We start from the raw sequence: 24,891 nt of genomic DNA, 5'->3' as shown, positions 1-24,891 counted from the left end.
ATCCCTGTTAGTGTTTGTTAATAATTCGTACAAATTATAGTTTTGTGACAGGAAAAATTTAACGTTTTCGTGCTCTTTGACCGTGATCCGCGTAAGTGGCATAAAAGAATAATAAATATATTAAAAATAAAATTTTATATCGATTTTTTTGGTTTTAGTCCTATTCTTAAATCGTTCGAGGGGCATTTTATGCCATCTTGTTTCATGACGAATGGCACGTATCTGAGAAAAGAGGGACTTATGAAGAAATCAATCATTGCCTTGTCTGCACTGCTGCTCGCTTCCCCGGTGTTCGCCGCCGATACCGCGACCGACACCGCCGCTCACGCCAGCAACGAGGTCGTTGCCGAAGCGCATAAAGGGGCGGATACCGCCAAAGAAAAGCTGCACCAGTCTCAGGACAAGGGTGAAGAGCTGAAGCTGAAAGCCAAGCACGCCGCCGAAGGCAAGAGCGATAGCGTCGGCAGTAAAGTGAGCGAAGGCTCGCAAAAGGCCTGGCACTCCACCAAACAGGGGTCGGAGAAGGCTTGGGATAAGACCAAGCAAGGGGCGGAAAGCCTCAAGAACAAAGTGACCGAGTAAGGTCTCAGCTTTACCACAAGGGCCGCGCTGCGGCCTTTTTTATTGCCCGCAAACCGGGAATGCCCCAAAGAAAAAGGCGCCGCCTCTTGCAAGGTTGCGCCTTTTCAACACGTTAACTGACTAGTATCAGTTCATGCCGTATTTTTTCAGCTTCTTACGCAGCGTGCCGCGGTTGATGCCCATCATCAGGGCTGCGCGGGTCTGGTTGCCACGGGTGTATTGCATCACCATGTCCAACAGTGGCTGTTCAACTTCAGCCAGTACCAGCTCATACAGGTCATTTACGTCTTGACCGTTCAGTTGAGCAAAATAGTTCTTCAGTGCTTGTTTAACCGAGTCACGCAGAGGCTTTTGAGTCACCTGATCTTGTGAGTTAACGGTAGAAACGGTCAGTACGTCAGAATTTACGCGTTGTTCGAACATAGTTCTGTCAGCTCTTTTTTTACGCTAAGATTTTCGAAATATGCCTCCAACGCCTCCAGCTGTTCGCTGGCATCCTCTATGGCGTTGAATGTGCGCCGAAACTGGTCATTCGGAGCGTGTTCCTGGAGATACCAGGACACGTGCTTACGAGCAATCCGGAATCCCTTGCCTTGGCCATAGAAGCCGTGCAATTCCCGAATGTGCCCAATCAACAAGCGCTTCACCTCGCCAAGCGGCAGCGGCGGCAGCAACTCCCCAGTGTCCAGATAATGCTGGATTTCCCGGAAGATCCAGGGTCTCCCCTGAGCAGCGCGGCCTATCATCAGGGCGTCGGCCCCGGTGTAGTCGAGCACTGCTCTGGCTTTATGCGGGTCAGTAATATCCCCATTCGCGATAATCGGAATGGAAACACTCTGCTTAACTGCCCGAATGCTGTCGTATTCCGCGTCGCCGTTAAACAGACAGGCGCGGGTTCGGCCGTGAATCGTCAGGGCCTGAATACCACAGTCTTCGGCCAGTTGGGCAATCTCTACACAGTTACGATGCTCTGGCGCCCAGCCGGTGCGAATCTTCAGCGTTACCGGCACATCCACCGCGTCAACCACCGCGTGGAGGATCCGTTTTACCAGATCCGGGTACTGCAACAAGGCGGACCCGGCAAGCTTCCGGTTCACTTTTTTGGCAGGGCATCCCATATTGATGTCGATGATCTGCGCGCCGCTGGCCACGTTAATACGCGCGGCGGCGGCCATATCATCAGGATCGCATCCGGCAATCTGCACGGAGCGGATCCCTGGTTCATCGCTATGCACCATACGCAGACGCGACTTATCCGTCCGCCACACCTCCGGGTTGGAGGAGAGCATTTCGGATACAGCCATCCCAGCACCCATTGCATGACAGAGGGTTCTGAACGGGCGATCTGTAATACCGGCCATCGGGGCCGCAATCAGGCAATTAGTAAGCTGGTGGTGTCCAATGCGCATAGACAAAGAGTGACCATACTGTGTCCGCAAGGGCGCGTATATTACGCATTTTTGCGCCGAGATGAAAGGCCAAACTTTAACCAATTGGCCCGATATTAGGGCGAAAAATGCGCTACGCGGTGATTCATAAAAATATTATATATATTTTACAATAAGTTGACGAAAAGTGCTTATTTTGTGTGCGACAAAATATTCGCCTTTGTGCAGGATATTATCTGCATTCACCCGCTGTTTTGGCCGGGATAGCCTGCCTGGAAGGCGCATTGTCAGGGCGATCCGTCGTTGAACGGCGAAAAAGTGGATAAAATTTTGTGTCGTTCGCGGGCCGATCGCCGGACAAAAAAAATCCACCGGCGCAGGGCCGGTGGATGACAGAACGACGCGCCGTGTCGCTTATTTGCGGCGGCCGGTGATGCGGCACCACTCTTCGCGCTCGGCGACCGGGTCGAGCGCGAACTTCTCTTCGTAGGCTTCTGCTACGCTGCTCGCCTGGCTGGCCAGCACGCCGGACAGCCCCAGATGGCCGCCGGCCTTCGGCAGGCAGCCGATCAGCGGCGCCAGCTCGCGCAGCGGGCCGGCAAGGATGTTGGCGACCACTACGTCCGCCAGCAGGTCCGCCGGCTGGTCTTTCGGCAGATACAGCTCCAGACGCTCTGAAACGCCGTTACGCTGCGCGTTGTCGCGGCTGGCCTGAATGGCCTGGGGATCGATGTCGATGCCGATAGCGCGCGCCGCACCGAGCTTCAGGGCGGCGATCGCCAGGATGCCGGAACCACAGCCGAAGTCGATAACGGTTTTGCCGGCCAGATCGAGGCCGTCCAGCCACTGCAGGCACAGCGCGGTGGTCGGGTGAGTGCCGGTGCCGAACGCCAGGCCCGGATCGAGCATGACGTTGACCGCGTCGGGATCCGGCACGTCACGCCAGCTCGGGCAGATCCACAAGCGCTCGCCGAAGCGCATCGGGTGGAAGTTGTCCATCCACTCGCGCTCCCAGTCCTTATCCTCCAGCTGTTCTATCTTGTGGCGGAAACCGGCGCCCAGCAGCGGGTGCTGTTCCAGCATCGCCACCACCTCGGCCATATCGGTCTCGGCGTCGTACAGGCCGATCACGTCGGTATCGCCCCACAGCAGGGTTTCACCCGGCAAGGGTTCGAACACCGGGTTGTCGTGGGTGTCCTGGAAGGTCACCGACACGGCGCCGCTTTCCACCAGCGCGTCGCTCAGGTCTTCCGCCTGGCTGCCGGTGGTGTTGAGTTTGAGTTGGATCCAAGGCATAGCAATTCTCTTCAAGAGGGTAATGATGACGTCGCCCGGCGCTTTTCGCCGACGACGTTACCGAGATAAAACGCCAACAGGCTGAGCAACAGCGAAGGCACGATAGGATGCAGCCCCGCCGGTTGCAGGTTGAAGCTGGCCAATAGCGTATAGCATACCGCACCCGACACCATTGAGCTAAGCGCTCCCTGAGCATTGGCGCGCTCCCAGTACAGGCCCAGCACCAGCGGCCACAGGAATACCGCCTCCAGCCCGCCGAAAGCCAGCAGGTTGAGCCAGATGATCATCTCCGGCGGCCGCCAGGCCGCCAGCAGCACCAGCAGGCCGAGGATCAGCGTGGTCAGGCTGGAAAAGCGCTTGATCAACCGCTCGTTGTGGATCTGCTGCGGCCTCACGCCAAGATAGAGATCCTTGATGATGGTGGCGGAGGATTGCAGCAGTTGGGCGTTGATGGTCGACATGATCGCCGCCATCGGCGCCGCCAAAAAGATCCCGGCGGCGTACGGCGGCAGCACGGTGATCATCAGCGTCGGGATCACCTGATCGGGGATCTTGAGATCCGGCAGCACCGCGCGGCCGAGCGCGCCGGCCAGATGCATGCCGAACATCAGCACTGCCACCACCACGGTACCGAGCAGAATGCCGCGATGGACCGCTTTGCTGTCCTTATAGGAGATGCAGCGCACGGCGGTGTGGGGCAGGCCGATCACCCCGAAGCACACCAGGATCCAGAACGACGCCATAAACGGCAGGCTGAGGATCTGATCGCCGCCCTGCGGCGAGACCAGCGCCGGATCGATCTGCTGCAGCTTGTGCACCGCGCTGTCCAGTCCGCCGGCGGCATGGATCACCGCCACCAGCAGCAACACGGTGCCGAGTAGCATCACCAGCCCCTGCATGGCGTCGTTCAGCACGCTGGCGCGGAAGCCGCCAAAGGCGGTGTAGAGCGCGATGCTGATGCCGAAGATCAGCAGACCGGTGTCGTAAGGAATGCCGGCGGCGGTCTCCAGCAGCCGGGCGCCGCCGATAAACTGCACCGTCATGGCGCCGAGGAACGCCACCAGCAGGCTGAGGCTGGCCAGCCACACCAGCAGGCGGCTTTGGTAGCGGCCATACAGCATGTCATTGAGGGTGATGGCGTTGTAGCGGCGCGCCAGGATGGCGAATTTCTTGCCCAGCACGCCGAGCGACAGCCACACCGCTGGCAGTTGGATCATCGCCAGCAGCACCCAGCCCAGGCCGTATTTGTAAGCGGCGCCGGGGCCGCCGATAAACGAACTGGCGCTGATGTAGGTGGCGGTCAGGGTCATCGCCAGCACAAAGCCGCCCATCGAGCGGTTGCCGAGGAAGTATTCGCTGAGGAAATTCCCGCTCTGGCGGCGGCGATAGGCGTACACCGACAGGCCGAACACCAGCAACAGGTAGGCGATCAGCGGCAGAATCACTTCAGTTTGCATCGCGGTCCTCCAGCGAAATGTCGCGGAACACCGTGCGCACCATCAGCCAGCACAGGCCGATGAACAGCAGCGGCACCAGCAGACAGGCCATTTCGAACCAGTGCGGCAGGCCGGTGACGCCGATGGCGCTGTCCGGCAAATAGGCCGCCAGGCCCCAGGCCAGCAGGTAGAGCAGCGTCAGCCCCAGCGCCCAGCGCGCTTCGCGGTGCGCCTGGATAAAGCGTTTGTCCATCCGTGTCTCCCATAGGTTTACGGTGATGGATTCATCAAAGGTAGGGAATTTTACGGCATGACGGCGTTTTGCCAAGCCGTTACTGGCGGTAGTGCCAAAGAAAAAGGCCGGTGATTAACCGGCCTTTCGTCAGACGATGCTGCGTGGCTGCCTTAGGTTTCCTGCAGACCCAGCTTCTTCTCCAGATAGTGGATGTTGGTGCCACCGTGCTGGAAGTTTTCGTCGTTCATGATCTTCTGCTGCAGCTCAACGTTGGTTTTGATGCCGTCGATGATCAGTTCAGCCAGGGCGTTTTTCATGCGGGCAATCGCCACGTCACGGTTTTCGCCGAAGGTGATCAGTTTGCCGATCATGGAGTCATAGTACGGCGGTACGGTATAACCGGCGTAGATATGAGATTCCCAACGCACGCCGAAACCGCCTGGCGCGTGGAAGCGGGTGATCTTGCCCGGGCTCGGCAGGAAGGTGTTCGGATCTTCGGCGTTGATACGGCATTCTACCGCATGGCCGTGGATCTTCACTTCTTCCTGTTTGATCGACAGTGGCTGACCGGCAGCGATGCGCAGCTGCTCTTTGATCAGATCCACGCCGGTGATCATTTCGGTAACCGGGTGCTCTACCTGAATACGGGTGTTCATTTCGATGAAATAGAACTCGCCGTTTTCATACAGGAACTCGAAGGTGCCCGCACCGCGGTAGCCGATTTCCACACAGGCTTTCGAGCAACGCTCGCCGATGTAGCGGCGCATTTCGCTGGTGATGCCCGGCGCTGGCGCTTCTTCGACCACTTTCTGGTGGCGGCGCTGCATGGAGCAGTCGCGCTCGGCCAGATAGATGGCGTTGCCCTGGCCGTCGGCCAATACCTGAATCTCGATGTGACGCGGATTCTCCAGGTATTTTTCCATGTACACCATGTCGTTGTTGAAAGCCGCTTTGGCTTCCGCTTTCGTCATGTTGATGGACTGCTCAAGGTCTTTATCGCTGCGCACGACGCGCATGCCGCGACCGCCGCCGCCGCCTGAGGCCTTGATGATCACCGGATAGCCGATGCGCTTGGCGAAGGCACGGTTTTTATCCATGTCGTCGGTCAGCGGGCCGTCGGAGCCAGGCACGCAAGGCACGCCGGCTTTTTTCATGGCGTTGATCGCGGAAACCTTGTCGCCCATCAGGCGGATGGTTTCGGCTCTCGGGCCGATGAAGATGAAGCCGGAGCGTTCAACCTGCTCGGCGAAATCGGCGTTCTCGGACAGGAAGCCGTAGCCCGGGTGGATCGCCACGGCGCCGGTGATTTCCGCCGCCGAGATGATGGCCGGGATGTTCAGATAGCTTTTTACCGATGGCGCGGGACCGATGCAGACGGTCTCGTCGGCCAGCAGTACGTGTTTCAGATCGCGGTCGGCTGCGGAGTGAACCGCAACGGTCTTGATGCCCAGTTCTTTACAGGCACGCAGGATGCGAAGCGCGATCTCGCCGCGGTTGGCGATAACAATTTTATCAAGCATGGGGGCGCCTCGTTATTCGATGACGACCAGCGGCTCGTCATATTCGACCGGCTGGCCGTTTTCCACCAGGATGGCTTTCACGACGCCGGACTTGTCCGCTTCGATCTGGTTCATCATTTTCATGGCTTCAACGATGCACAGGGTATCGCCGGCGTTCACTTTCTGGCCCACTTCCACGAAGGCTTTCGCGTCCGGGCTTGGGGTGCGGTAGAAGGTACCTACCATCGGAGAACGAACGACGTGGCCACTCATGGCCGCCGGTGCTGCAGGGGTTTCTGCCGCAGGTGCGGTGGCGACGGCGGTAGCCAGAGCTGGCTGCTGCTGTGCCGGCATCGCGTAGGCCTGCTGCATGACGGGATAAGCCTGCGCCGGTGCGGCACGGCTGATGCGAACCGATTCTTCGCCTTCAGAGATTTCCAGTTCAGAAATGCCTGATTCTTCAACCAGTTCGATCAGTTTCTTGATTTTACGAATATCCATGAGTGTGATTCCGTACTCTTTTTGTGGAGCAATTAGTGGGTTTTCGACAGACGGTTAACCGCTGCCTGTAAAGCGAAAGCGTAGCCATCCGCGCCGAGGCCGCAAATCACGCCTACCGCTACGTCTGAGAGATAAGAGTGATGGCGGAAAGGTTCGCGGGCGTGCACGTTGGACAGGTGGATCTCGATGAACGGGATCTGCACCGCCAACAACGCATCGCGCAGCGCTACGCTGGTGTGCGTGAACGCCGCCGGGTTTATCAGAATGAAATCGGTGTTGCCGCGCGCCTGATGGATGCGATCGATCAGCTGATGCTCGGCGTTGGATTGCAGATGGCTCAGGGTAATATCCAATGCGGATGCCTGGTTTTCCAATCCGTTAACAATCTCTGTCAGCGTCGTGCTGCCGTACTTCTCCGGCTCACGCGTCCCCAGCAGATTGAGATTGGGGCCGTTCAGAAGCAAAATGTGAAACTTATCCGCCATTGTGCTGGTATCTCCGGCAATAAAACCATCATCGTAGAAAATAACCCGATGTTACCGATTTGTCACCTGTTAAGGGGTAAATTCACCCTGAGAACAGAAACAAGGTCGGGCATTATAACGATATCGTAGCAATTCGCAGCTAAATACTGGTCTTATCAGCGAAGATATTCAACCCCAAATCGACGAACTCGGGGATCCGTGACAGCAATATGAGCGCTGGAACACAGAAAAAGTTCCCGCCGACGGCGCGCGTTTTTCTACGGCGATAACGCGCGCCGCCGTGCGATTCAGCGCCACCAGGCGCGGAACTTCTTATAACGCAATCCCAGCAGCGCCACCGCCAGCAACGCGTAAATGAACGGCTGGGGTGAAAAGGTTTTGACCGACCACAGGTAGTGGATGGGAGCGAGGATCGCCGCCAGATAGACGAAGTTGTGCAACGTTTGCCATTTGGCGCCCAGTTTGCGCATCGCCCACAGCGTCGACGTGGCCGCCAGCGCCAGCAGGATCAGCCAGGTGAGGATGCCGAGCGTCAAATAGGGCCGGTTCACCAGTTCGCTGCCCAGCAGGCCGAGATTGCTCAGCCCCAGCTCCAGCGTGGAATAGCTTATCAGGTGCAGCGTGCCCCAGGCAAAGCACCACAGCCCCACCAGACGCCGGCAGCGGATCAGCAGCGGCTGACGGGCGTAGCGCGCCAGCGGGGCGATCATCAGCGTGGCCAGCAGCAGTTTCAGCGTCATCCTGCCGGTAAAATGCTGGATGTCCTTGGACGGATCGGCGCTGAACCAGCCCTGGTCCACCGCCACCACCAGCCAGAGAAAGGGCAGAAACGCCGCCAGATGCAGGGCGGCTTTCAGCCATTTGATATGAACAGGCGTCAGGCGCACTTAGAAATTCTCCCGCAGATCCATGCCGCGATACAGCGATGCCACCTGATCGGCATAGCCGTTAAACAGCAGCGTCGGTTGACGTTTGACATCGAGAATGCCGCCGGAGCCGATGAAGCGCTCGGTAGCCTGTGACCAGCGCGGATGATCGACGTGCGGATTCACGTTGGCGTAAAAACCGTACTCGTTCGGCGCGGATTGGTTCCAGGTGGTCGGCGGCTGATCGCGCACCAAACGGATGTGTACGATCGATTTAATGCCTTTGAAGCCGTATTTCCACGGCGTAATCAGCCGCAGCGGCGCGCCGTTTTGCGGCGGCAGGGTTTTGCCGTACACGCCAACGGTCAGCAGCGCCAGCGGATGCATCGCCTCGTCCAGCCGCAGCCCTTCGACGTAGGGGTATTTCAGGCCGCCGCCGATAAAGCGATCTTTCTGGCCGGGCATCTGTTCCGGATCGTACAGCGTCTGGAAGGCCACGTAGCGCGCGTTGCTGTTCGGTTCGGCCAGCTTGATAAGCTTACCCAGTTCGAATCCGATCCACGGCACCACCATCGACCAGGCCTCGACGCAGCGCATACGGTAAATGCGCTGCTCCAGCGGGAAACGCTTCATCAGATCGTCGATATCCAGCGTTATCGGCTTCGCCACTTCGCCGTCGATGCGCACTTTCCAGCCTTCGGTCTTCAGCCCGCCGGCGTTGGCGGCCGGATCGGCCTTGTCGAGACCGAATTCATAGAAGTTGTTGTAGCCGGTGACCTTGTCTTCCGGCGTCATCGCCAACTGGGCCTGCCAGGCGGCCGGCTTGCTGAATGTCAGCGCTTTGCCCGGCGGCGCCTTGGGGCGATCGTTGCCTTTAAACCACGACAGCAGGTCCGCCTGCGCGCCGGTAGGCAGCGCCAGCGAAGCGGCGGTGATGCCGAGTGCCTGCAGCACTTTGCGCCGCTGGTGGAACACGCTCTCCGGCGTGACGTCGGCCTCGGTCAATTTGGGGTGTTTGTTCATGCTGATGTTCTCCGCGACTGATGCCCGCCGCCCATGAGCGGTTTACGGGGCTCCATGAAATAAGCATGGCGCTAAAGCCGGCCGGAAGCGAGGGGAGACGGGAAAATATGAAATTTCGCAGACGCCGGTGAGCCCCCCGTCGCCGGGGGGAGTCCGTCAGCGGATTTTCACCAGAGTGCGGCCGGTGATTTGGTTGTTCAGCAGCGCGGCGGCGGTGGCCGGCGCCTGTTCGAGGGTGATTTCGTGCGTGGCCTGCTGATAGAAACTGTCCGGCAGAATGCCGGCCAGCCGTTCCCAGGCGGTTTGGCGGCGATGCAGCGGCGTATGCACCGAGTCCACGCCCTGCAGGCGCACGTTGCGCAGAATGAACGGCATCACGGTGGTCGGCAGTTGATAGCCGCCCGCCAGGCCGCAGGCGGCGACGGTGCCGTTATAGTTCATCTGCGCCAGCACCCGCGCCAGCAGTTTGTCGCCGACGGTGTCCACCGCGCCGGCCCACAGCTGTTTTTCCAACGGACGCGGCGTGTCGATATAGCCATCGCGGGACATCACCTCTTTGGCGCCGAGCGCCTTCAGGTAGTCGGTATTGCTGTCGCGGCCGCTGATGGCGGTCACCCGGTAACCCAGCGCCGCCAGCAGAGCGATGGCGGTGCTGCCCACGCCGCCGCTGGCGCCGGTGACCAGGATGTCGCCGTCGTCCGGGTGCACGCCGCCTTCCTCCAGCGCCATTACGCACAGCATGGCGGTAAAGCCGGCGGTGCCGATGATCATCGCCTTGCGCTCATCGAGGCCGTTCGGCAGCGGCACCAGCCACTCGCCGGAAACGCGCGCCTGCTCGGCCAATCCGCCCCAGTGGTGTTCGCCCACGCCCCAGCCGGTGAGCACCACGCTTTGGCCCTCTTTGAAACGATCGTCGCGGCTGTGGCGCACGGTGCCGGCGAAGTCGATGCCCGGCACCATCGGGAAGTTGCGCACGATCTTGCCTTTGCCGGTGATCGCCAGCGCATCCTTGTAATTCAGGCTGGACCAGTTGATGTCGACGGTAACATCACCCTCCGGCAATTGGCCGCTGTCGATATCTTTGATATGAGCCAGAGTTTGGTCGTCTTGTTGTTCCAATAGCAGTGCACGCATGTCACTCTTCCTCTTGTTTACACTTTTCTATCAATGGCTGAATCACATTTCTTTGACTATATGCATAATAAGCGGCTCAGGCCCTGATAAAGGACAAAAATGGCGCTTGCAGGTTTTATTCCTCGGCAAGGCTTGTTAGGGTTGGACAACCCTTTTAACTAAAGGGTGAACACTCACTTAACCATAGCGGACAAGGCACAGGGATGCGATTTACCACCAAACTCTCTGCATTGATCACTCTGTTGGTCGCGCTGGCGATGTTTTTGATGCTGATGGGATGCTCATACAGCTTCTTTTACGTTACCCAGGATCGCCAGGAGCGTCGCTTTGATTCGCTGGTCACCTCTCTCGATCAGGCCATGTTGCACGAGTCGCCGCGCGATCAGGAGAAATGGTTGCCGATCGTCATGCGCCCGCTCGGCATCGTGTCGATCCGCGTAGAGGCCGGTACCAGCCAGTTTCTCAACTATAAATTGCCGACGGTGAAAAAAGAGCCCTGGGATGCGCTGAACGGCTATCGTCAGATCTCGCGCCCCCTGTTGCAGCACCCGGGCAGCACGCTGTACATCACTTACCTCGATCCCTTCGCCAGCGATGTGCGCACGCTGCAGTCCACCGCCGCTGTCACGCTGTCGATCGTCGTCATGGTGGTGGTTTTGCTGTTCAGCCTGCGCTGGCTGCGTGAACAGGCCGACGGTGAAGATCGCCTGGAACGCCGCGCGCGGCGCATTCTGAACGGCGAGCGCGAAAACGTCATGCAGGGCGACGTGCGTGAGTGGCCGGCCAACGTCAGCGGCGCGCTCGACCGCCTGCTGGCCGATCTGGCGGAAGCGCGGGAAGAGCGCAGCCGGGTCGATACGCTGATCCGCGCCTTCGCCGCACAGGACGCCAAAACCGGGCTTAACAATCGCCTGTTCTTCGATAATCAATTGACCACTCAGTTGGAAGACGAAGGTTCGCACGGCATTGTGATGATGGTGCGGCTGCCCGATTTCGAGACCCTGCGCGACACGCACGGCAGCGTAGCGGTGCAGGAGCTGATGTATTCGCTGGTCAATCTGCTGTCGACTTTCGTGATGCGCTACCCGTCGGCGTTGCTGGCGCGCTATTTCCACAGCGATTTTACCGTGCTGTTGCCGCATCGCACCCTGAAGGAGGCCGACGGCATCGCGTCACAGCTGGTCAACGCCATCGATGCCTTGCCTTCCACGGCGCTGATCGACCGTGAGGCCTTCCTTCACATCGGCATCGTGGCGTACCGCAGCGGCCAAACCACGGAGCAGGTGATCGACTATGCGGAGCAGGCGACGCGCCATGCCACGCTGCAGGGCGAAAACGGTTGGTATGTGTACGACAGCCAGGTGCCGGAAATGGGGCGCGGCAGCGTCAAGTGGCGCACGCTGCTGGAACAGGTGCTGGCGCGCGGCGGCCCGCGGCTGTATCAGAAACCGGCGGTCACCGTGGAAGGCGAAGTGCACCATCGCGAGATCATGAGCCGGATCTATGACGGCTCCCAGGAGTTGCTGCCGGCGGAATATATGCCGCTGGTTCAGCAGTTGGGGTTGGCGGAGAGCTACGATCGCCAGCAGGTGAGTCGTATCATCCCCTTGTTGACGCAATGGCCTGAGGAAACGCTGGCGTTCCCGCTGTGCGTGGATTCGATTTTGCAGCGCTCTTTCCAGCGCTGGCTGCGCGATACGCTGCTGCAGTGCGAAAAAAGTCAGCGTCGGCGAATTCTGATTGAACTTGCGGAGGCAGATGTGTGTCAACATATCGACCGTCTTCGTCCGGTGCTGAGGCTGTTGTCAGGGCTGGGCTGCCGCCTCGCGGTGTCCAAAGCGGGTTTAACCGTGGTCAGTACGTCCTATATCAAGTCGCTGCAGGTGGAGATCGTCAAGCTCCATCCGGGGCTGGTGCGGAGTATCGATAAGCGGGACGAAAATCAGCTGTTCGTGCAGAGCCTGACCGGGGCCTGCGCGGGGACGCACGCTCAAGTGTTCGCCGCCAGCGTGCGTACGCGCAACGAGTGGCAGACGCTGAAAGAGCGTGGGATCCGCGGCGGGCAGGGCGACTTTTTCGCGTCGCCGGAGCCGATCGACCCGGGGCGTAAAAAATATTCACGTCGTTATCGTGTTTAAGCTGATTGCCGAACAAAAATTGACGTAGAATGAGCGCCGGATCCATCTGGGCCATGTCACCTGTCATTTTGGAGTTTTCTCCAATCTGCCTGCGACAAAGACGCCTATTTGAGATAGGCTCTTGTCAGCTTTTATCTGGCTGACGTTGGTAGGTGCTTACCACCGGCGGCAATCAGGGAATATGTTAGATTTTATGAGCTGTGTTACGCCGTTTCGTGCGTTGACAGGGTGGTAAACTGAGCCTTTGTTCAGGGAATTCAGGCCTCATCCAATTTCCGTGCATTCGAGCAGAAACAATACAGACTATTTTTCACCGAAGTAGAACGTTTTTGCGCCTTGTCGCTGCTTCGTGTGGTTGGTAAAGTAGGCGGATTTTATTTTCCGCCCCCAGCTTGCAGGATTATCCTTTCGTTATGTTTAAGAAATTTCGTGGCATGTTTTCCAACGACTTGTCCATCGACTTGGGTACCGCCAATACCCTGATTTATGTTAAAGGGCAAGGCATCGTACTGAATGAACCTTCGGTGGTTGCCATTCGCCAGGATCGTGCCGGCTCCCCAAAGAGCGTAGCGGCCGTCGGTCATGACGCCAAACAGATGCTGGGCCGCACCCCCGGCAACATCGCGGCTATTCGCCCGATGAAAGACGGCGTGATCGCCGACTTCTTCGTGACCGAAAAAATGCTGCAGCACTTCATCAAACAGGTTCACAGCAACAGCTTTATGCGCCCAAGCCCGCGTGTGCTGGTCTGTGTGCCGGTCGGCGCGACCCAGGTTGAACGCCGCGCCATCCGCGAGTCCGCCCAAGGGGCCGGCGCGCGTGAAGTGTTCCTGATTGAAGAGCCGATGGCGGCGGCGATCGGCGCGGGTCTGCCGGTCTCCGAAGCGACCGGCTCCATGGTGGTGGATATCGGCGGCGGTACCACAGAAGTGGCGGTGATCTCGCTGAACGGCGTGGTGTACTCCTCTTCCGTGCGCATCGGCGGTGACCGCTTCGATGAAGCCATCATCAATTATGTGCGCCGCAACTATGGCTCGCTGATCGGCGAAGCCACCGCGGAGCGCATCAAGCACGAAATCGGTTCTGCCTACCCGGGCGACGAAGTGCGCGAAATCGAAGTCCGCGGCCGTAACCTGGCCGAAGGCGTACCGCGCGGCTTTACCCTGAACTCCAATGAAATCCTCGAAGCCCTGCAAGAGCCGCTGACCGGCATCGTCAGCGCGGTGATGGTGGCGCTGGAACAGTGCCCGCCAGAATTGGCCTCCGATATTTCCGAACGCGGCATGGTGTTGACCGGCGGCGGCGCGCTGCTGCGCAACCTCGATCGCCTGCTGATGGAAGAAACCGGCATCCCGGTCGTGGTGGCGGAAGATCCGTTGACCTGCGTGGCGCGCGGCGGCGGCAAGGCGTTGGAAATGATCGACATGCACGGCGGCGATTTGTTCAGCGAAGAATAGTCAGCCCCTGGAAGGAGGAATCGTATCGGATGAATGCGCACAGCGAAAATCGGGTACGGTTCCTCTTTCTGTTGTCGAGGAACTCGCATAATTTATGAAGCCGATTTTTAGCAGGGGGCCTTCCCTGCAACTGCGACTTTTTTTGGCGGTGATTGCGGCCATTGGCCTGATCGTTGCCGACAGCCGGCTCGGCACGTTCGTGAAGATACGCAACTACATGGACACCGCAGTCAGCCCTTTCTATTTTCTGGCCAACGGGCCGCGTAAAGTTCTGGACAGCGTGTCAGAAACGCTGGCTACCCGCCAACAGCTGGAGCTGGAAAACCGAGCTCTGCGGCAGGAACTGCTGCTGAAAAACAGCGATATTCTTCTTCTTGGCCAATTCAAGCAGGAAAACGCCCGTTTGCGCGAACTGCTGGGTTCCCCGCTGCGCCAGGACGAGCACAAGATGGTTACCCAGGTGATCTCCACCGGTTCCGATCCCTACAGCGACCAGGTCGTTATCGACAAAGGGTCGGACAACGGCGTCTATGAAGGCCAGCCGGTGATCAGCGACAAGGGCGTGGTCGGCCAGGTAGTGGCGGTGGCGAAGGTCACCAGCCGCGTGCTGCTGATCTGCGATGCCTCCCACGCGCTGCCGATTCAGGTGCTGCGCAACGATATTCGGGTGATCGCCGCAGGCAGCGGCTGCGCCGACGATCTGCAACTGGAACACCTGCCGAACAACACCGATATCCGCGTTGGCGACGTGCTGGTGACCTCAGGTCTCGGCGGCCGCTTCCCGGAAGGTTATCCGGTGGCGGTGGTCTCCTCGGTCAAGGTCGACAACCAGCGCGCTTACACCGTGATTCAGGCGCGGCCAACCGCCGGTCTGCAGCGTTTGCGCTACCTGCTGCTGCTGTGGGGCGCCGATCGCAACGGCGACATGCCGCTGCCGCCGGACGAAGTACACCGCGTGGCCAATGAACGCCTGATGCAGATGATGCCGCAGGTGCTGCCGCCGGCCGGTTCGGTTGGGCCGCAGCTGCCAGCCCCGGCCGGCGGCGCGGCGCCGCAATCCGGCGCTCCGGCGTCTGCTCAGCCTCAGGTTCAGCCCGCAGCGGCGGGAGTCGTGCAATGAACAGCTACCGCAGCCACGGGCGCTGGATAATCTGGCTGTCGTTCCTGGTGGCGCTGGTGCTGCAAATCATGCCGTGGCCGGAGCAGATCTACATGTTCCGGCCGTCCTGGCTGGTGCTGATCCTGATCTACTGGGTGATGGCCTTGCCGCATCGGGTCAACGTCGGCACCGGCTTCGTGCTGGGGCTGATCATGGATCTGATCCTCGGCTCCACGCTGGGCGTGCGCGCGCTGGCGCTGGGTATCATCGCTTACCTGGTGGCGTTCAAATTCCAACTGTTCCGCAATATGGCGCTGTGGCAACAGGCGCTGATCGTCGTGCTGTTGTCGCTGTCGATGGACGTAGTGGTGTTCTGGGCTGAGTTTTTAGTGATCAACGTCTCTTTCCGCCCAGAGGTGTTCTGGAGTAGTGTGGTAAACGGCATTTTGTGGCCGTGGTTATTCCTGTTGATGCGCAAAATCCGCCGTCAGTTCGCCGTACAGTAAGGGTATATCAATGACTTCGCTTTATCTGGCCTCCGGCTCCCCACGTCGACGTGAACTGCTGACCCTGCTGGGCGTGCCGTTCGACATTCTGCTGACGCATACCGAAGAACAGCGCCGGGAAGGCGAAGCCGCGGAAGCCTATGTGCGCCGCCTGGCGCAGGACAAGGCCAAAGCGGGCGTGGCGCTGGCGCAGGAAGATCGGCCGGTGCTGGGTGCAGATACTATCGTGGTGCTCAACGGCCGGGTGCTGGAGAAGCCGCGCGACGAAGCCCATGCGGCGGAAATGCTGGCGGCCCTGTCCGGCAAACAGCATCAGGTGATGACGGCGGTGGCGATCGCCGATCGCCACGACGTGCGTTGCCAATTGGTGGTGACCGACGTGACGTTCCGCAGCCTGTCGCAACAGGATATCCGCGACTATATTGCTACGGGCGAACCGATGGATAAAGCGGGCGCCTACGGAATTCAAGGAAAGGGTGGTTGTTTCGTCAGAACGATAACCGGGAGTTATCATGCGGTGGTCGGTCTGCCGCTGGTCGAAACACATGAGCTGCTCAGTAATTTTGTCGCATTACGTGATGTAAGAACCGGTTGATGGGCGCTGCCATTATCGACCGGCTCTGAGGAGAAGGCATGACAGCTGAGCTACTGGTTAATATCACACCGTCTGAAACGCGGGTCGCCTATATCGACGGCGGCATTCTGCAAGAGATCCATATCGAACGCGAATCCAAACGCGGCATCGTCGGCAATATCTATAAAGGGCGCGTCAGCCGCGTCTTGCCGGGGATGCAGGCGGCGTTCGTCGACATCGGCCTCGATAAGGCCGCCTTCCTGCACGCCTCCGACATCATGCCGCATACCGAATGCGTCGCCGGTGACGAGCGGAAAAACTTCCACGTGCGCGATATCGCCGAGCTGGTGCGCCAGGGGCAAGACCTGATGGTGCAGGTGGTGAAAGATCCGCTCGGCACCAAGGGTGCGCGCCTGACCACCGACATCACGCTGCCTTCGCGCTATCTGGTCTTCATGCCGGGCGCGGCGCACGTCGGCGTTTCGCAGCGCATTGAAAGCGAAGCCGAGCGCGAACGCTTGAAATCCATCGTTGCGCCGCACTGCGACGAGCTGGGCGGTTTTATCATCCGCACCGCGGCGGAAGGCATCGGCGAGGAAGAGCTGGCGCAGGACGCCGCGTTCCTCAAGCGCCTGTGGACCAAGGTGATGGAGCGCAAGAAGCGCAACCAGACCAAGTACAAACTGTACGGCGAGCTGGCGCTGGCGCAGCGCATTTTGCGCGACTTCGCCGGCGCGGCGCTGGATCGCATCCGCGTCGATTCGCGGTTGACGCACGATCTGCTGGTGGAATTTACCGGCGAGTACATCCCGGACATCACCCGCAAGCTGGAGCTGTACACCGGCAGCCAGCCGATTTTCGATCTGTACGATGTGGAAAACGAGATCCAGCGCGCGCTGGAGCGCAAGGTGGAGCTGAAGTCCGGCGGCTATTTGATCATCGATCAGACCGAGGCGATGACCACGGTCGACATCAACACCGGCGCCTTCGTCGGCCATCGCAACCTCGATGAAACCATCTTCAATACCAACATCGAGGCGACGCAGGCCATCGCCCGCCAGCTGCGGCTGCGCAATCTGGGCGGCATCATCATCATCGACTTTATCGATATGAACAACGAAGAGCATCGCCGCCGGGTGCTGCACTCGCTGGAGCAGGCGTTGAGTAAAGATCGGGTAAAAACCACGATCAACGGCTTCTCTCAGCTAGGCTTAGTTGAAATGACGCGTAAACGAACGCGTGAAAGCATTGAACATGTGCTCTGTCACGATTGTCCTACTTGTAATGGGCGCGGCACCGTGAAAACGGTGGAAACCGTGTGCTACGAGATCCTGCGCGAGATTGTGCGTGTGCATCACGCTTACGATTCCGATCGCTTCCTGGTGTACGCCTCCGCGGCGGTCGGCGAAGCGCTGAAGAGCGAAGAGTCGCATGCGCTGGCCGAAGTGGAGATCTTCGTCGGCAAACAGGTGAAGGTGCAGATCGAACCGTTGTACAGCCAGGAGCAGTTCGACGTCGTCATGATGTAGCCCGCCCGACATCGGAAAGGGCCCGGCACGCCGGGCCTGTCAGTGCATAGATATTCCCGTTGCCAGGCAGCGGAGCAAGGAGAACTGCGTGAGGCGACTGCCTGGGATTCTGTTAGCAACAGGCGCCACCCTAATTGTGATTGTGGCGCTGCTGATCAGCGGGCTGCGCCTGATGCTGCCGAAGCTGAACGACTATCGTCCCCAACTGTTGGCGCAGGTGGAGAAGCTGTCCGGCGTGCCTGTACGAATGGATTTCGTGCAGGGCAGTTGGGAAACCTTCGGCCCGCAGCTTGAAATGCGCAACCTGAGCGCCACGCTGCCCAAAAGCGATGTGCATATCGAACGCGTAACGCTGGCGTTGGACGTGTGGCAGTCGCTGCTGCACTGGCGTTGGCAGTTCCGCGATCTGACCTTCTACCAATTCCGGCTCGATCTGAACGCCACGCTGGGCGGCGACCAGCAGGGCGAAGGCCTTGAGCCGGGCAAAATCAGCGATCTGATGCTGCGCCAGCTCGACCATTTCGATCTGCGCGACAGCCGTATTTCATTCCTGACGCCCGCCGGCGCGCGCGCCGAATTCGACATTCCTCAGTTGACCTGGCTCAACGGCCGCGATCGCCACCGCGCCGAGGGGCAGATCAGCCTGTCGACGTTGAATGGCCAACATGGCGTGGTGCAGCTGCGCATGGACCTGCGTGACAATCAAGGCCTGCTGGATACCGGTACGGTCTACCTGCAGGCCGACAACATCGACATGAAACCCTGGTTTACCCGCTGGCTGCGTGCCAACACCGGGCTGGAAAGCGCCGATTTCAGTCTGGCGGCCTGGCTGCAGGTGCAGAACGGCGAGATCGCCGGCGGCCATGCGTTGCTCAAGCAGGGGGCGGCCAACTGGGATACCGGCGCTGCTCAGCACCGGCTGGACGTGGACAATCTGGCGCTGTCGCTGCGCCGCCAGGGCACCGGTTGGCAGCTCGACGTGCCGCAGCTGCGTTTGAGCACCGACGGCCAGGCCTGGCCGCAGGGCAGGCTTTCCGCGCTGTGGCTGCCGGAAAATACCGAGTTCATGGGGCCGGCGCAGAATGAAGAGCTGCGGGTGCGCGCGACCAATATTCAGCTGGAGCGCCTGTCGGCGCTGCTGCCGACCTTCTCGTTCCTCAGCCCGGATGTGCTCGACCGCTGGAACGACCTGCAGCCGCAGGGGAAGCTGGAAGCCTTGGCGCTGGACATCCCGCTCAAGCAGCCGGAAAAGAGCCGGTTCCAGGCGCTGTGGCGCGATGTCAGCTGGCAACGTTGGGAACTGCTGCCGGGCGTCAACCACTTCTCCGGCGCGTTGAGCGGTGGGGTGGAGAACGGCCGTCTGACGCTGGGGCTCACCGACAGCACCCTGCCTTACGGCGACATGTTCCGTGCGCCGCTTGAAGTCAGCAGTGCGCGTGGCGCGCTGACCTGGCGCTATAACCAGCAGGGTTGGGAGCTGGCGAGCCAGGGGCTGGACGTCAAGGCGAAGTCGCTGTGGGTCAACGGCGATTTTCGCTACCAGCAGCCGGCCAAGGGCGATCCGTGGCTGAACATCCTGGCGGGTATCCGCCTGTATGACGGCGCCGACGCCTGGCGCTATTTCCCGGAACCGCTGATGGGCAAGCATCTGGTGGATTACCTGAGCGGCGCCATTCAGGGGGGCCAGGTGGATAACGCCACGCTGATTTATTCCGGCGATCCGCAGCACTTCCCGTACCGTAAAAACGAAGGGCAATTCGAGGTCTTCGTGCCGCTGCGCCACGCCACCTTCCAGTTCCAACCGGGCTGGCCGGCGCTGACCGATTTGGCGATCGATCTCGATTTTGCCAACGAGGGGTTGTGGATGCGTGCGCCGCAAACCCGGCTGGGTAAGGTGGCGGGCAAAAATATTAGCGCGGTGATCCCGGATTATCTGAAAGAGCGGCTGCTGATCGACGCCGAAGTGGCGGGGGCGGGCAGCGACGTGCATGACTACTTCATGCAGACGCCGTTGCACGATTCGCTGGGGGCGGCGCTGGATCAGCTGCAGATCGGCGGTGATGTCAGTGGGCGCTTACATCTCGATATCCCCTTGGACGGCGAGCAGGTCAAAGCCACCGGCGAAGTGGCGTTGAACAACAATTCGTTGCTGATCAAGCCGCTGGAAAGCGAGCTGCAGAAGCTTAGCGGCAAATTCCGCTTCGATAACGGCAATCTGCAGAGCGACACCCTGTCGGCCAACTGGTTCGGGCAGCCGGTGGCGGTGAACTTCACCACGCAGGAAGGCGATCGCGACTACAAGGTCAACGTCGGCCTGAAGGGCGACTGGCAGCCGGGCAAGTTCCCCGGCCTGCCAAAAGAGGCCGCTGATGCGCTCAGCGGCAGCGCGCCCTGGCAGAGCCAGGTGGCCATCACGCTGCCGCATCAGGGCTCGGCCAGCTATGATATCGGCATTGACGCGGATTTGAAGAAAGTGAGCAGTCACTTACCTTCGCCGCTGGACAAGGCGCCGGGTGAGGCGCTGCCGGTGAACGTCAAGGTTAAAGGCGGTCTGAACGGCTTCATGCTGACGGGCAGCGCAGGCAAACAGAACCGCTTCAACAGCGAATGGAGCTTCGACAAGAAACAGGTGAATCTGGCGCGCGCCGCCTGGCAAACCAACGGTGGCGGCACGCCGCCGCTGCCGGCCGGCAAATCGATGACGCTGAACCTGCCGGCGTTGGACGGCGAGCAGTGGCTGGCGCTGCTGGCGCCGGCGCTGAAACAGGGTGGCGGCAGCGGTCAGGTAGGCGGTTTCAGTTTCCCGACCACCGTAGCGCTGACCACGCCGCAGCTGCTGTTGGGTGGCCAGGCCTGGCATAAGCTGACGCTGTCGGCCGAGAAACAGCTTGGCGCTACCCTCGTGAGCGCCAAGAGCGACGAAGTGGACGGTAGCCTGCGGGTGGCCGATCGCGGGCCGTGGCGCGCCGATATCAATTACCTGTATTACAACCCGCAGTTCGCCGAAACGAAAAACGCGGCGGGCACGCCGCCGCCGTCGACCGAGAAAGTTTCCTTCCGCGATTGGCCTTCGCTGATGCTGCGCTGCAAGTCGTGCTGGGTGCTGGGACAGAACCTCGGTAGGGTCGAGGCGGATCTGACCAATCGGGGCGATACCCTGACGCTGGATCACGGCCTGATCGATACCGGCAAAGGGCGCATGACCGCCACTGGCCTGTGGAAACAAAATGCGCAGGAAGAGCGCAGCTCGCTGAAAGGCAAGCTGCTCGGCGGCAAGATCGACGAAACCGCCGCCTTCTTCGGCATCACCATTCCGCTCAAGGGGGCGCCTTACGACGTGGATTTCGATCTGTACTGGCATGGCACGCCGTGGCAGCCACGGGTCGATACGCTGAGCGGCGCGCTGCAGGTCAAGATGGGCAAGGGCGAGATCGACAGCATGGGCGGCGGCCGCGCCGGTCAGCTGTTGCGATTGGTCAGCTTTGACGCCCTGCTGCGCAAGCTGCAGTTCGATTTCAGCGATACCTTTGGCAAAGGCTTCTACTTTGATTCCATCCGCAGCACCGCCTGGCTGAAAGATGGCATAATGCATACGGATAATCTATTGATCGACGGCCTGGCGGCGGATATCGCCATGAGCGGTCAGATCGATCTGGCGCGCCGCCGCATCGATATGGAGGCGGTGGTGGCACCGGCGATTTCGGCGACCGTCGGCGTGGCCACCGCGTTTGTCGTCAACCCGATCGTCGGCGCGGCGGTATTTGCCGCCTCGCAGGTGTTGGGGCCGCTGTGGAGCAAGATTTCGCTGATTCGCTACCATATCGGCGGCGATCTCGACCAGCCGAAGATCAATGAGGTACTTCGTAAGGCAAAGGAGGATAAGGCGTCATGAGGAATGCTAACGTTGCGTTGTTGCAGTTGTGCAGTGGCGATCAGGTGCGCGATAACCTGGCCCAGATTGAACAGCAGATCAAGCAGCTCAATGCCGGGGTAAAACTGGTCATGACGCCGGAGAACGCGCTGCTGTTCGCCAACTCCGCGGCCTATCGCCAACAGGCGGAAAAACAGGGCGACGGACCGCTGCAGAACGCGGTACGCGAACTGGCGCGCCGCTATGGCGTATGGTTATTGGTAGGCTCGATGCCTTTGATCAGCCGTGAGGATCCGCAGCTTATCACTACCAGCAGCCTGTTGTTCGACGATCAGGGCGAGATCCGCGCCCGCTACGACAAGCTGCACATGTTCGATGTGGATATTAACGATGCGCACGGCCACTACCGCGAGTCGGATACCTACCAGCACGGGCAGCATCTGACGGTGGTGGATACGCCGGTCGGGCGTTTGGGCATGACCATATGCTACGATCTGCGTTTCCCCGCGCTGTTCCAGGCGCTGCGGGCGCAGGGCGCCGAACTGATATCGGTGCCGGCGGCCTTTACCCGGGTGACCGGCGAGGCGCATTGGGAGATCCTGCTGCGCGCCCGGGCAATCGAGAACCAGTGCATGATCCTGGCGCCGGCGCAGGTGGGGCGCCATGGGCCGACCCGCCGCACCTGGGGCCACTCGCTGGCTGTCGACGGCTGGGGTAAGGTGCTGGCCGAGAACGCGGACGCCGTGGCGGCGCTGAAGGTGCGCGTGGACACCGCAAGCCTGCAAACGCTGCGGCAACAGATGCCGGTATTGCAGCACAATCGATTCCAGACGTCGCTGACGGCGCCGTCTGACAAGCTATCCTCCAATCAAGAGTGAAACCATTATGAGCCTGACGTTTGTCAGTGAGCAGTTACTCGCTACCAACAAGCTGAGTCATCAAGACCTGTACAAGGTACTGGGTCAACTGGCAGAACGCCGTATCGACTACGCCGATCTCTATTTCCAGTCCAGCTATCACGAAGCCTGGGTGATTGAGGACGGCATCATCAAGGATGGCTCTTACAACATCGACCAGGGCGTCGGCGTGCGCGCCGTCAGCGGCGAGAAGACCGGCTTCGCTTATGCCGATCAGATCACCCTGCATGCGCTGCAGCAGAGCGCCCAGGCGGCGCGCAGCATCGTGCGCGAGCAGGGCGACGGACGGGCGCATACCCTGGGTGAGATCGGCTATCGGGCACTGTATCCGCTGCTCGACCCGCTGCAAAGCCTGCCGCGTGAAGAGAAAATCGCCCTGCTGCACCGTGTCGACAAAGTGGCGCGCGCCGCCGATGCGCGGGTGCAGGAAGTGAACGCCAGCATTACCGGCGTTTATGAGCAGGTGTTGGTGGCCGCCACCGACGGCACGCTGGCGGCGGACGTTCGCCCGCTGGTGCGTCTCTCCGTCAGCGTGCTGGTGGAGCAGGACGGCAAGCGTGAGCGCGGCTCCAGCGGCGGCGGCGGACGTTTCGGTTACGACTACTTCCTGGAAATCGCCGACGGCGACGTGCGCGTCGATGCCTATGCCAAAGAAGCGGTGCGCATGGCATTGGTCAATCTCGGCGCGGTGGCGGCACCGGCCGGCAATATGCCGGTGGTGTTGGGGGCCGGCTGGCCGGGCGTGCTGCTGCACGAGGCGGTAGGCCACGGCCTGGAAGGCGACTTCAACCGGCGCGGTACTTCGGTGTTCAGCGGCCATATGGGCGAGCTGGTGGCTTCCGAATTGTGCACCGTGGTGGATGACGGCACCCTGCAAGGGCGCCGCGGTTCGCTGGCGATCGACGACGAAGGCGTGCCGGGCCAATACAACGTGCTGATCGAAAACGGCGTGCTGAAAGGCTACATGCAGGACAAGCTCAACGCGCGGCTGATGGGCGTCGCCCCAACCGGCAACGGCCGCCGCGAGTCCTACGCGCATCTGCCGATGCCGCGCATGACCAACACCTACATGCTGGCGGGCCAATCGACGCCGGAAGAGATCATCGCCAGCGTCGAATACGGCCTGTACGCGCCGAACTTCGGCGGTGGCCAGGTGGATATCACCTCCGGCAAGTTCGTGTTTTCCACCACCGAAGCCTATCTGATCGAGAAAGGCCGCATCACTAAGCCGGTGAAGGGGGCGACGCTGATCGGCTCCGGCATTGAGGCGATGCAGCAGATTTCGATGGTCGGCAACGATCTGGCGCTCGATAAAGGCGTGGGCGTGTGTGGCAAGGAAGGCCAGAGCGTGCCGGTGGGCGTCGGCCAGCCGACGCTGAAACTGGATACGCTCACCGTCGGCGGCACGGCGTAATCTTTCCTCAAGGGGCCATGCAGTGGCCCCTTAGTCATTCCCCCTGTTGCGGCTTGCCCGCATTCATAACGTTAAGCGCGGCAGGACGCCGCATCCCAGCAGGCGTGCCTGCGCCCATTGATGGAATGAAATTGACGTGGCGAAAAAACAGAACACTTCGAGGATGAGGCGTTTGGCATTATCCGCCCGGCGTTGGCTGCTGGTGCTGGGCGTTCTGTCCCTGACGGGCTGCGCCCGTTCAGATGCGCTGTGGGGCGTGGTCGATAAGCTCTGCATGGCCAACTATCAGCAAAAACGCAATCCGGCCCCGTGCGAGCAGATTTATATGCCGCAGGGTAAAGCGCAGGGCTTTAGCGTGCTGCAAAACCCGCGTTACCCTTATCACTTTATCCTGGTGCCGACGGCGCCGCTCTCCGGCATTGAAAGCCCGCAGCTGCTGGCTGGGGAACGGACGGATTATTTTGGCTATGCGTGGCTGATGCGTTACCGGTTGGCCGCCGAGTATGGCGGGCCGGTGCCGGATGATATGTTGGGCATGGCGATCAATTCCGCATACGGCCGCAGTCAGAACCAATTGCATATTCACCTGACCTGCCTGCGCGAAGATGTGCGGCGTCAATTGCAGGCGGAGCGCCCCTACATACAGGCACAATGGCGGCCTTTGCCGGATAAGCTGTTGCGCCACACCTACTATGCCCGTCGCGTGATGCAGCCGACCGCGATGGGCATTTACCCGATTAAGGACGTCGCGCAATATTTCCATTTGTCGCCGTCGCAGCTGGCGGAATATGGCGTGGCCGTCGTCCCGACCACGTTTGCCGGCCGGCAAGGGTTTATCTTACTGGCCTCGAAACGTGGCTGGGACGTTGGCAATCGCGCGTCGGTAGAATCGTTGCTGGATAAAGAGTGCGCGGTTTTGCCACGTTGATCGCGGCGTTCTT

At 60.2% G+C, this 24,891-nt stretch carries 22 protein-coding genes; 11 read left to right on the top strand and 11 right to left on the bottom strand.

The annotated features are described in order from the left end of the window. Positions 1-240: 240 nt before the first annotated feature. On the top strand, positions 241-582 hold the full coding sequence (locus AAIE04_RS06300; RefSeq protein WP_019453181.1) for a KPN_00521 family repetitive protein: 342 nt from the start codon (positions 241-243) through the stop codon (positions 580-582). Between the two features lie 126 nt (positions 583-708). Here the strand turns inward: AAIE04_RS06300 and fis are convergent, their stop codons facing one another. From fis to acuI, 11 genes are all read right to left on the bottom strand, one after another. Next, on the bottom strand, positions 709-1,005 hold the full coding sequence (gene fis / locus AAIE04_RS06295) for a DNA-binding transcriptional regulator Fis (protein ID WP_000462905.1): 297 nt from the start codon (positions 1,003-1,005) through the stop codon (positions 709-711). Continuing rightward, a complete protein-coding gene (gene dusB, locus AAIE04_RS06290; RefSeq protein ID WP_004936856.1) occupies positions 987-1,991 on the bottom strand; it encodes a tRNA dihydrouridine synthase DusB in 1,005 nt (334 codons plus the stop codon). Before dusB ends, fis begins: the two co-directional genes overlap by 19 nt. Before the next feature lie 393 nt (positions 1,992-2,384). Beyond that, positions 2,385-3,266, bottom strand: coding sequence for a 50S ribosomal protein L11 methyltransferase (prmA, locus tag AAIE04_RS06285; protein ID WP_019453179.1), 882 nt, complete (start codon positions 3,264-3,266; stop codon positions 2,385-2,387). An 11-nt stretch (positions 3,267-3,277) separates the two neighbouring features. After that, positions 3,278-4,723 (bottom strand): sodium/pantothenate symporter, encoded by a 1,446-nt coding sequence (gene panF, locus AAIE04_RS06280; protein ID WP_435981426.1) that lies wholly within the window; start codon positions 4,721-4,723, stop codon positions 3,278-3,280. Then, on the bottom strand, positions 4,713-4,955 hold the full coding sequence (locus tag AAIE04_RS06275; RefSeq protein WP_004936865.1) for a YhdT family protein: 243 nt from the start codon (positions 4,953-4,955) through the stop codon (positions 4,713-4,715). The genes panF and AAIE04_RS06275 overlap by 11 nt, the downstream gene beginning before the upstream one ends. A gap of 152 nt (positions 4,956-5,107) precedes the next feature. Continuing rightward, positions 5,108-6,457 carry an acetyl-CoA carboxylase biotin carboxylase subunit gene (gene accC / locus AAIE04_RS06270; protein ID WP_019453177.1) on the bottom strand — a complete coding sequence of 450 codons (1,350 nt, stop codon included), beginning with the start codon at positions 6,455-6,457 and terminating at the stop codon, positions 5,108-5,110. A 12-nt stretch (positions 6,458-6,469) separates the two neighbouring features. Further along, positions 6,470-6,937 carry an acetyl-CoA carboxylase biotin carboxyl carrier protein gene (accB, locus tag AAIE04_RS06265; RefSeq protein WP_019453176.1) on the bottom strand — a complete coding sequence of 156 codons (468 nt, stop codon included), beginning with the start codon at positions 6,935-6,937 and terminating at the stop codon, positions 6,470-6,472. A 32-nt stretch (positions 6,938-6,969) separates the two neighbouring features. Then, the gene (aroQ, locus tag AAIE04_RS06260) at positions 6,970-7,422 is read right to left on the bottom strand and encodes a type II 3-dehydroquinate dehydratase (RefSeq protein ID WP_004936891.1); all 453 of its coding nucleotides are present in this window, start codon (positions 7,420-7,422) and stop codon (positions 6,970-6,972) included. 287 nt (positions 7,423-7,709) lie between these two features. Continuing rightward, a complete protein-coding gene (gene msrQ, locus AAIE04_RS06255) occupies positions 7,710-8,309 on the bottom strand; it encodes a protein-methionine-sulfoxide reductase heme-binding subunit MsrQ (RefSeq protein WP_498576684.1) in 600 nt (199 codons plus the stop codon). Further along, entirely contained in the window at positions 8,310-9,311 is a 1,002-nt protein-coding gene (gene msrP, locus AAIE04_RS06250; RefSeq protein WP_498576683.1) for a protein-methionine-sulfoxide reductase catalytic subunit MsrP, read from the bottom strand. It abuts the gene before it with no gap. 156 nt (positions 9,312-9,467) lie between these two features. Further along, entirely contained in the window at positions 9,468-10,445 is a 978-nt protein-coding gene (acuI, locus tag AAIE04_RS06245; protein ID WP_498576682.1) for an acrylyl-CoA reductase (NADPH), read from the bottom strand. A gap of 203 nt (positions 10,446-10,648) precedes the next feature. On the opposite strand from acuI, the gene csrD reads away from it, so the two are divergent. The 10 genes from csrD (at position 10,649) to AAIE04_RS06195 (ending at position 24,878) form a co-directional block, all read left to right on the top strand. Continuing rightward, positions 10,649-12,583 (top strand): RNase E specificity factor CsrD, encoded by a 1,935-nt coding sequence (gene csrD / locus AAIE04_RS06240; RefSeq protein WP_498057287.1) that lies wholly within the window; start codon positions 10,649-10,651, stop codon positions 12,581-12,583. Positions 12,584-12,996: 413 nt separating this feature from the next. Next, positions 12,997-14,040, top strand: coding sequence for a rod shape-determining protein MreB (gene mreB / locus AAIE04_RS06235; protein WP_003855260.1), 1,044 nt, complete (start codon positions 12,997-12,999; stop codon positions 14,038-14,040). A gap of 94 nt (positions 14,041-14,134) precedes the next feature. Further along, positions 14,135-15,160, top strand: a complete 1,026-nt coding sequence (gene mreC / locus AAIE04_RS06230; protein WP_025160128.1) for a rod shape-determining protein MreC — start codon at positions 14,135-14,137, stop codon at positions 15,158-15,160. Continuing rightward, positions 15,157-15,645: a rod shape-determining protein MreD gene (gene mreD, locus AAIE04_RS06225; protein WP_004936918.1), complete on the top strand. Its 489-nt coding sequence runs from the start codon at positions 15,157-15,159 to the stop codon at positions 15,643-15,645. The genes mreC and mreD overlap by 4 nt, the downstream gene beginning before the upstream one ends. 10 nt (positions 15,646-15,655) lie before the next feature. Next, complete coding sequence (locus tag AAIE04_RS06220) at positions 15,656-16,240, top strand: Maf family protein (RefSeq protein WP_019453171.1); 585 nt, start codon at positions 15,656-15,658, stop codon at positions 16,238-16,240. Between the two features lie 38 nt (positions 16,241-16,278). Continuing rightward, the gene (gene rng, locus AAIE04_RS06215; RefSeq protein WP_019453170.1) at positions 16,279-17,748 is read left to right on the top strand and encodes a ribonuclease G; all 1,470 of its coding nucleotides are present in this window, start codon (positions 16,279-16,281) and stop codon (positions 17,746-17,748) included. An 88-nt stretch (positions 17,749-17,836) separates the two neighbouring features. Then, positions 17,837-21,640, top strand: a complete 3,804-nt coding sequence (gene yhdP / locus AAIE04_RS06210; protein ID WP_498576681.1) for an AsmA2 domain-containing protein YhdP — start codon at positions 17,837-17,839, stop codon at positions 21,638-21,640. Continuing rightward, positions 21,637-22,497: a deaminated glutathione amidase gene (gene nit1, locus AAIE04_RS06205; RefSeq protein ID WP_074054984.1), complete on the top strand. Its 861-nt coding sequence runs from the start codon at positions 21,637-21,639 to the stop codon at positions 22,495-22,497. Before yhdP ends, nit1 begins: the two co-directional genes overlap by 4 nt. A gap of 7 nt (positions 22,498-22,504) precedes the next feature. Next, complete coding sequence (gene tldD / locus AAIE04_RS06200; protein WP_498576680.1) at positions 22,505-23,950, top strand: metalloprotease TldD; 1,446 nt, start codon at positions 22,505-22,507, stop codon at positions 23,948-23,950. Between the two features lie 163 nt (positions 23,951-24,113). Then, positions 24,114-24,878, top strand: a complete 765-nt coding sequence (locus AAIE04_RS06195) for a CDP-diacylglycerol diphosphatase (RefSeq protein WP_498576679.1) — start codon at positions 24,114-24,116, stop codon at positions 24,876-24,878. Positions 24,879-24,891: the final 13 nt, after the last annotated feature.

This window comes from Serratia sp. Ae19-1, assembly GCF_059801225.1.
Note: the sequence above shows the minus strand (reverse complement) of the source record. Positions and strands in the feature narration are given on the sequence as shown.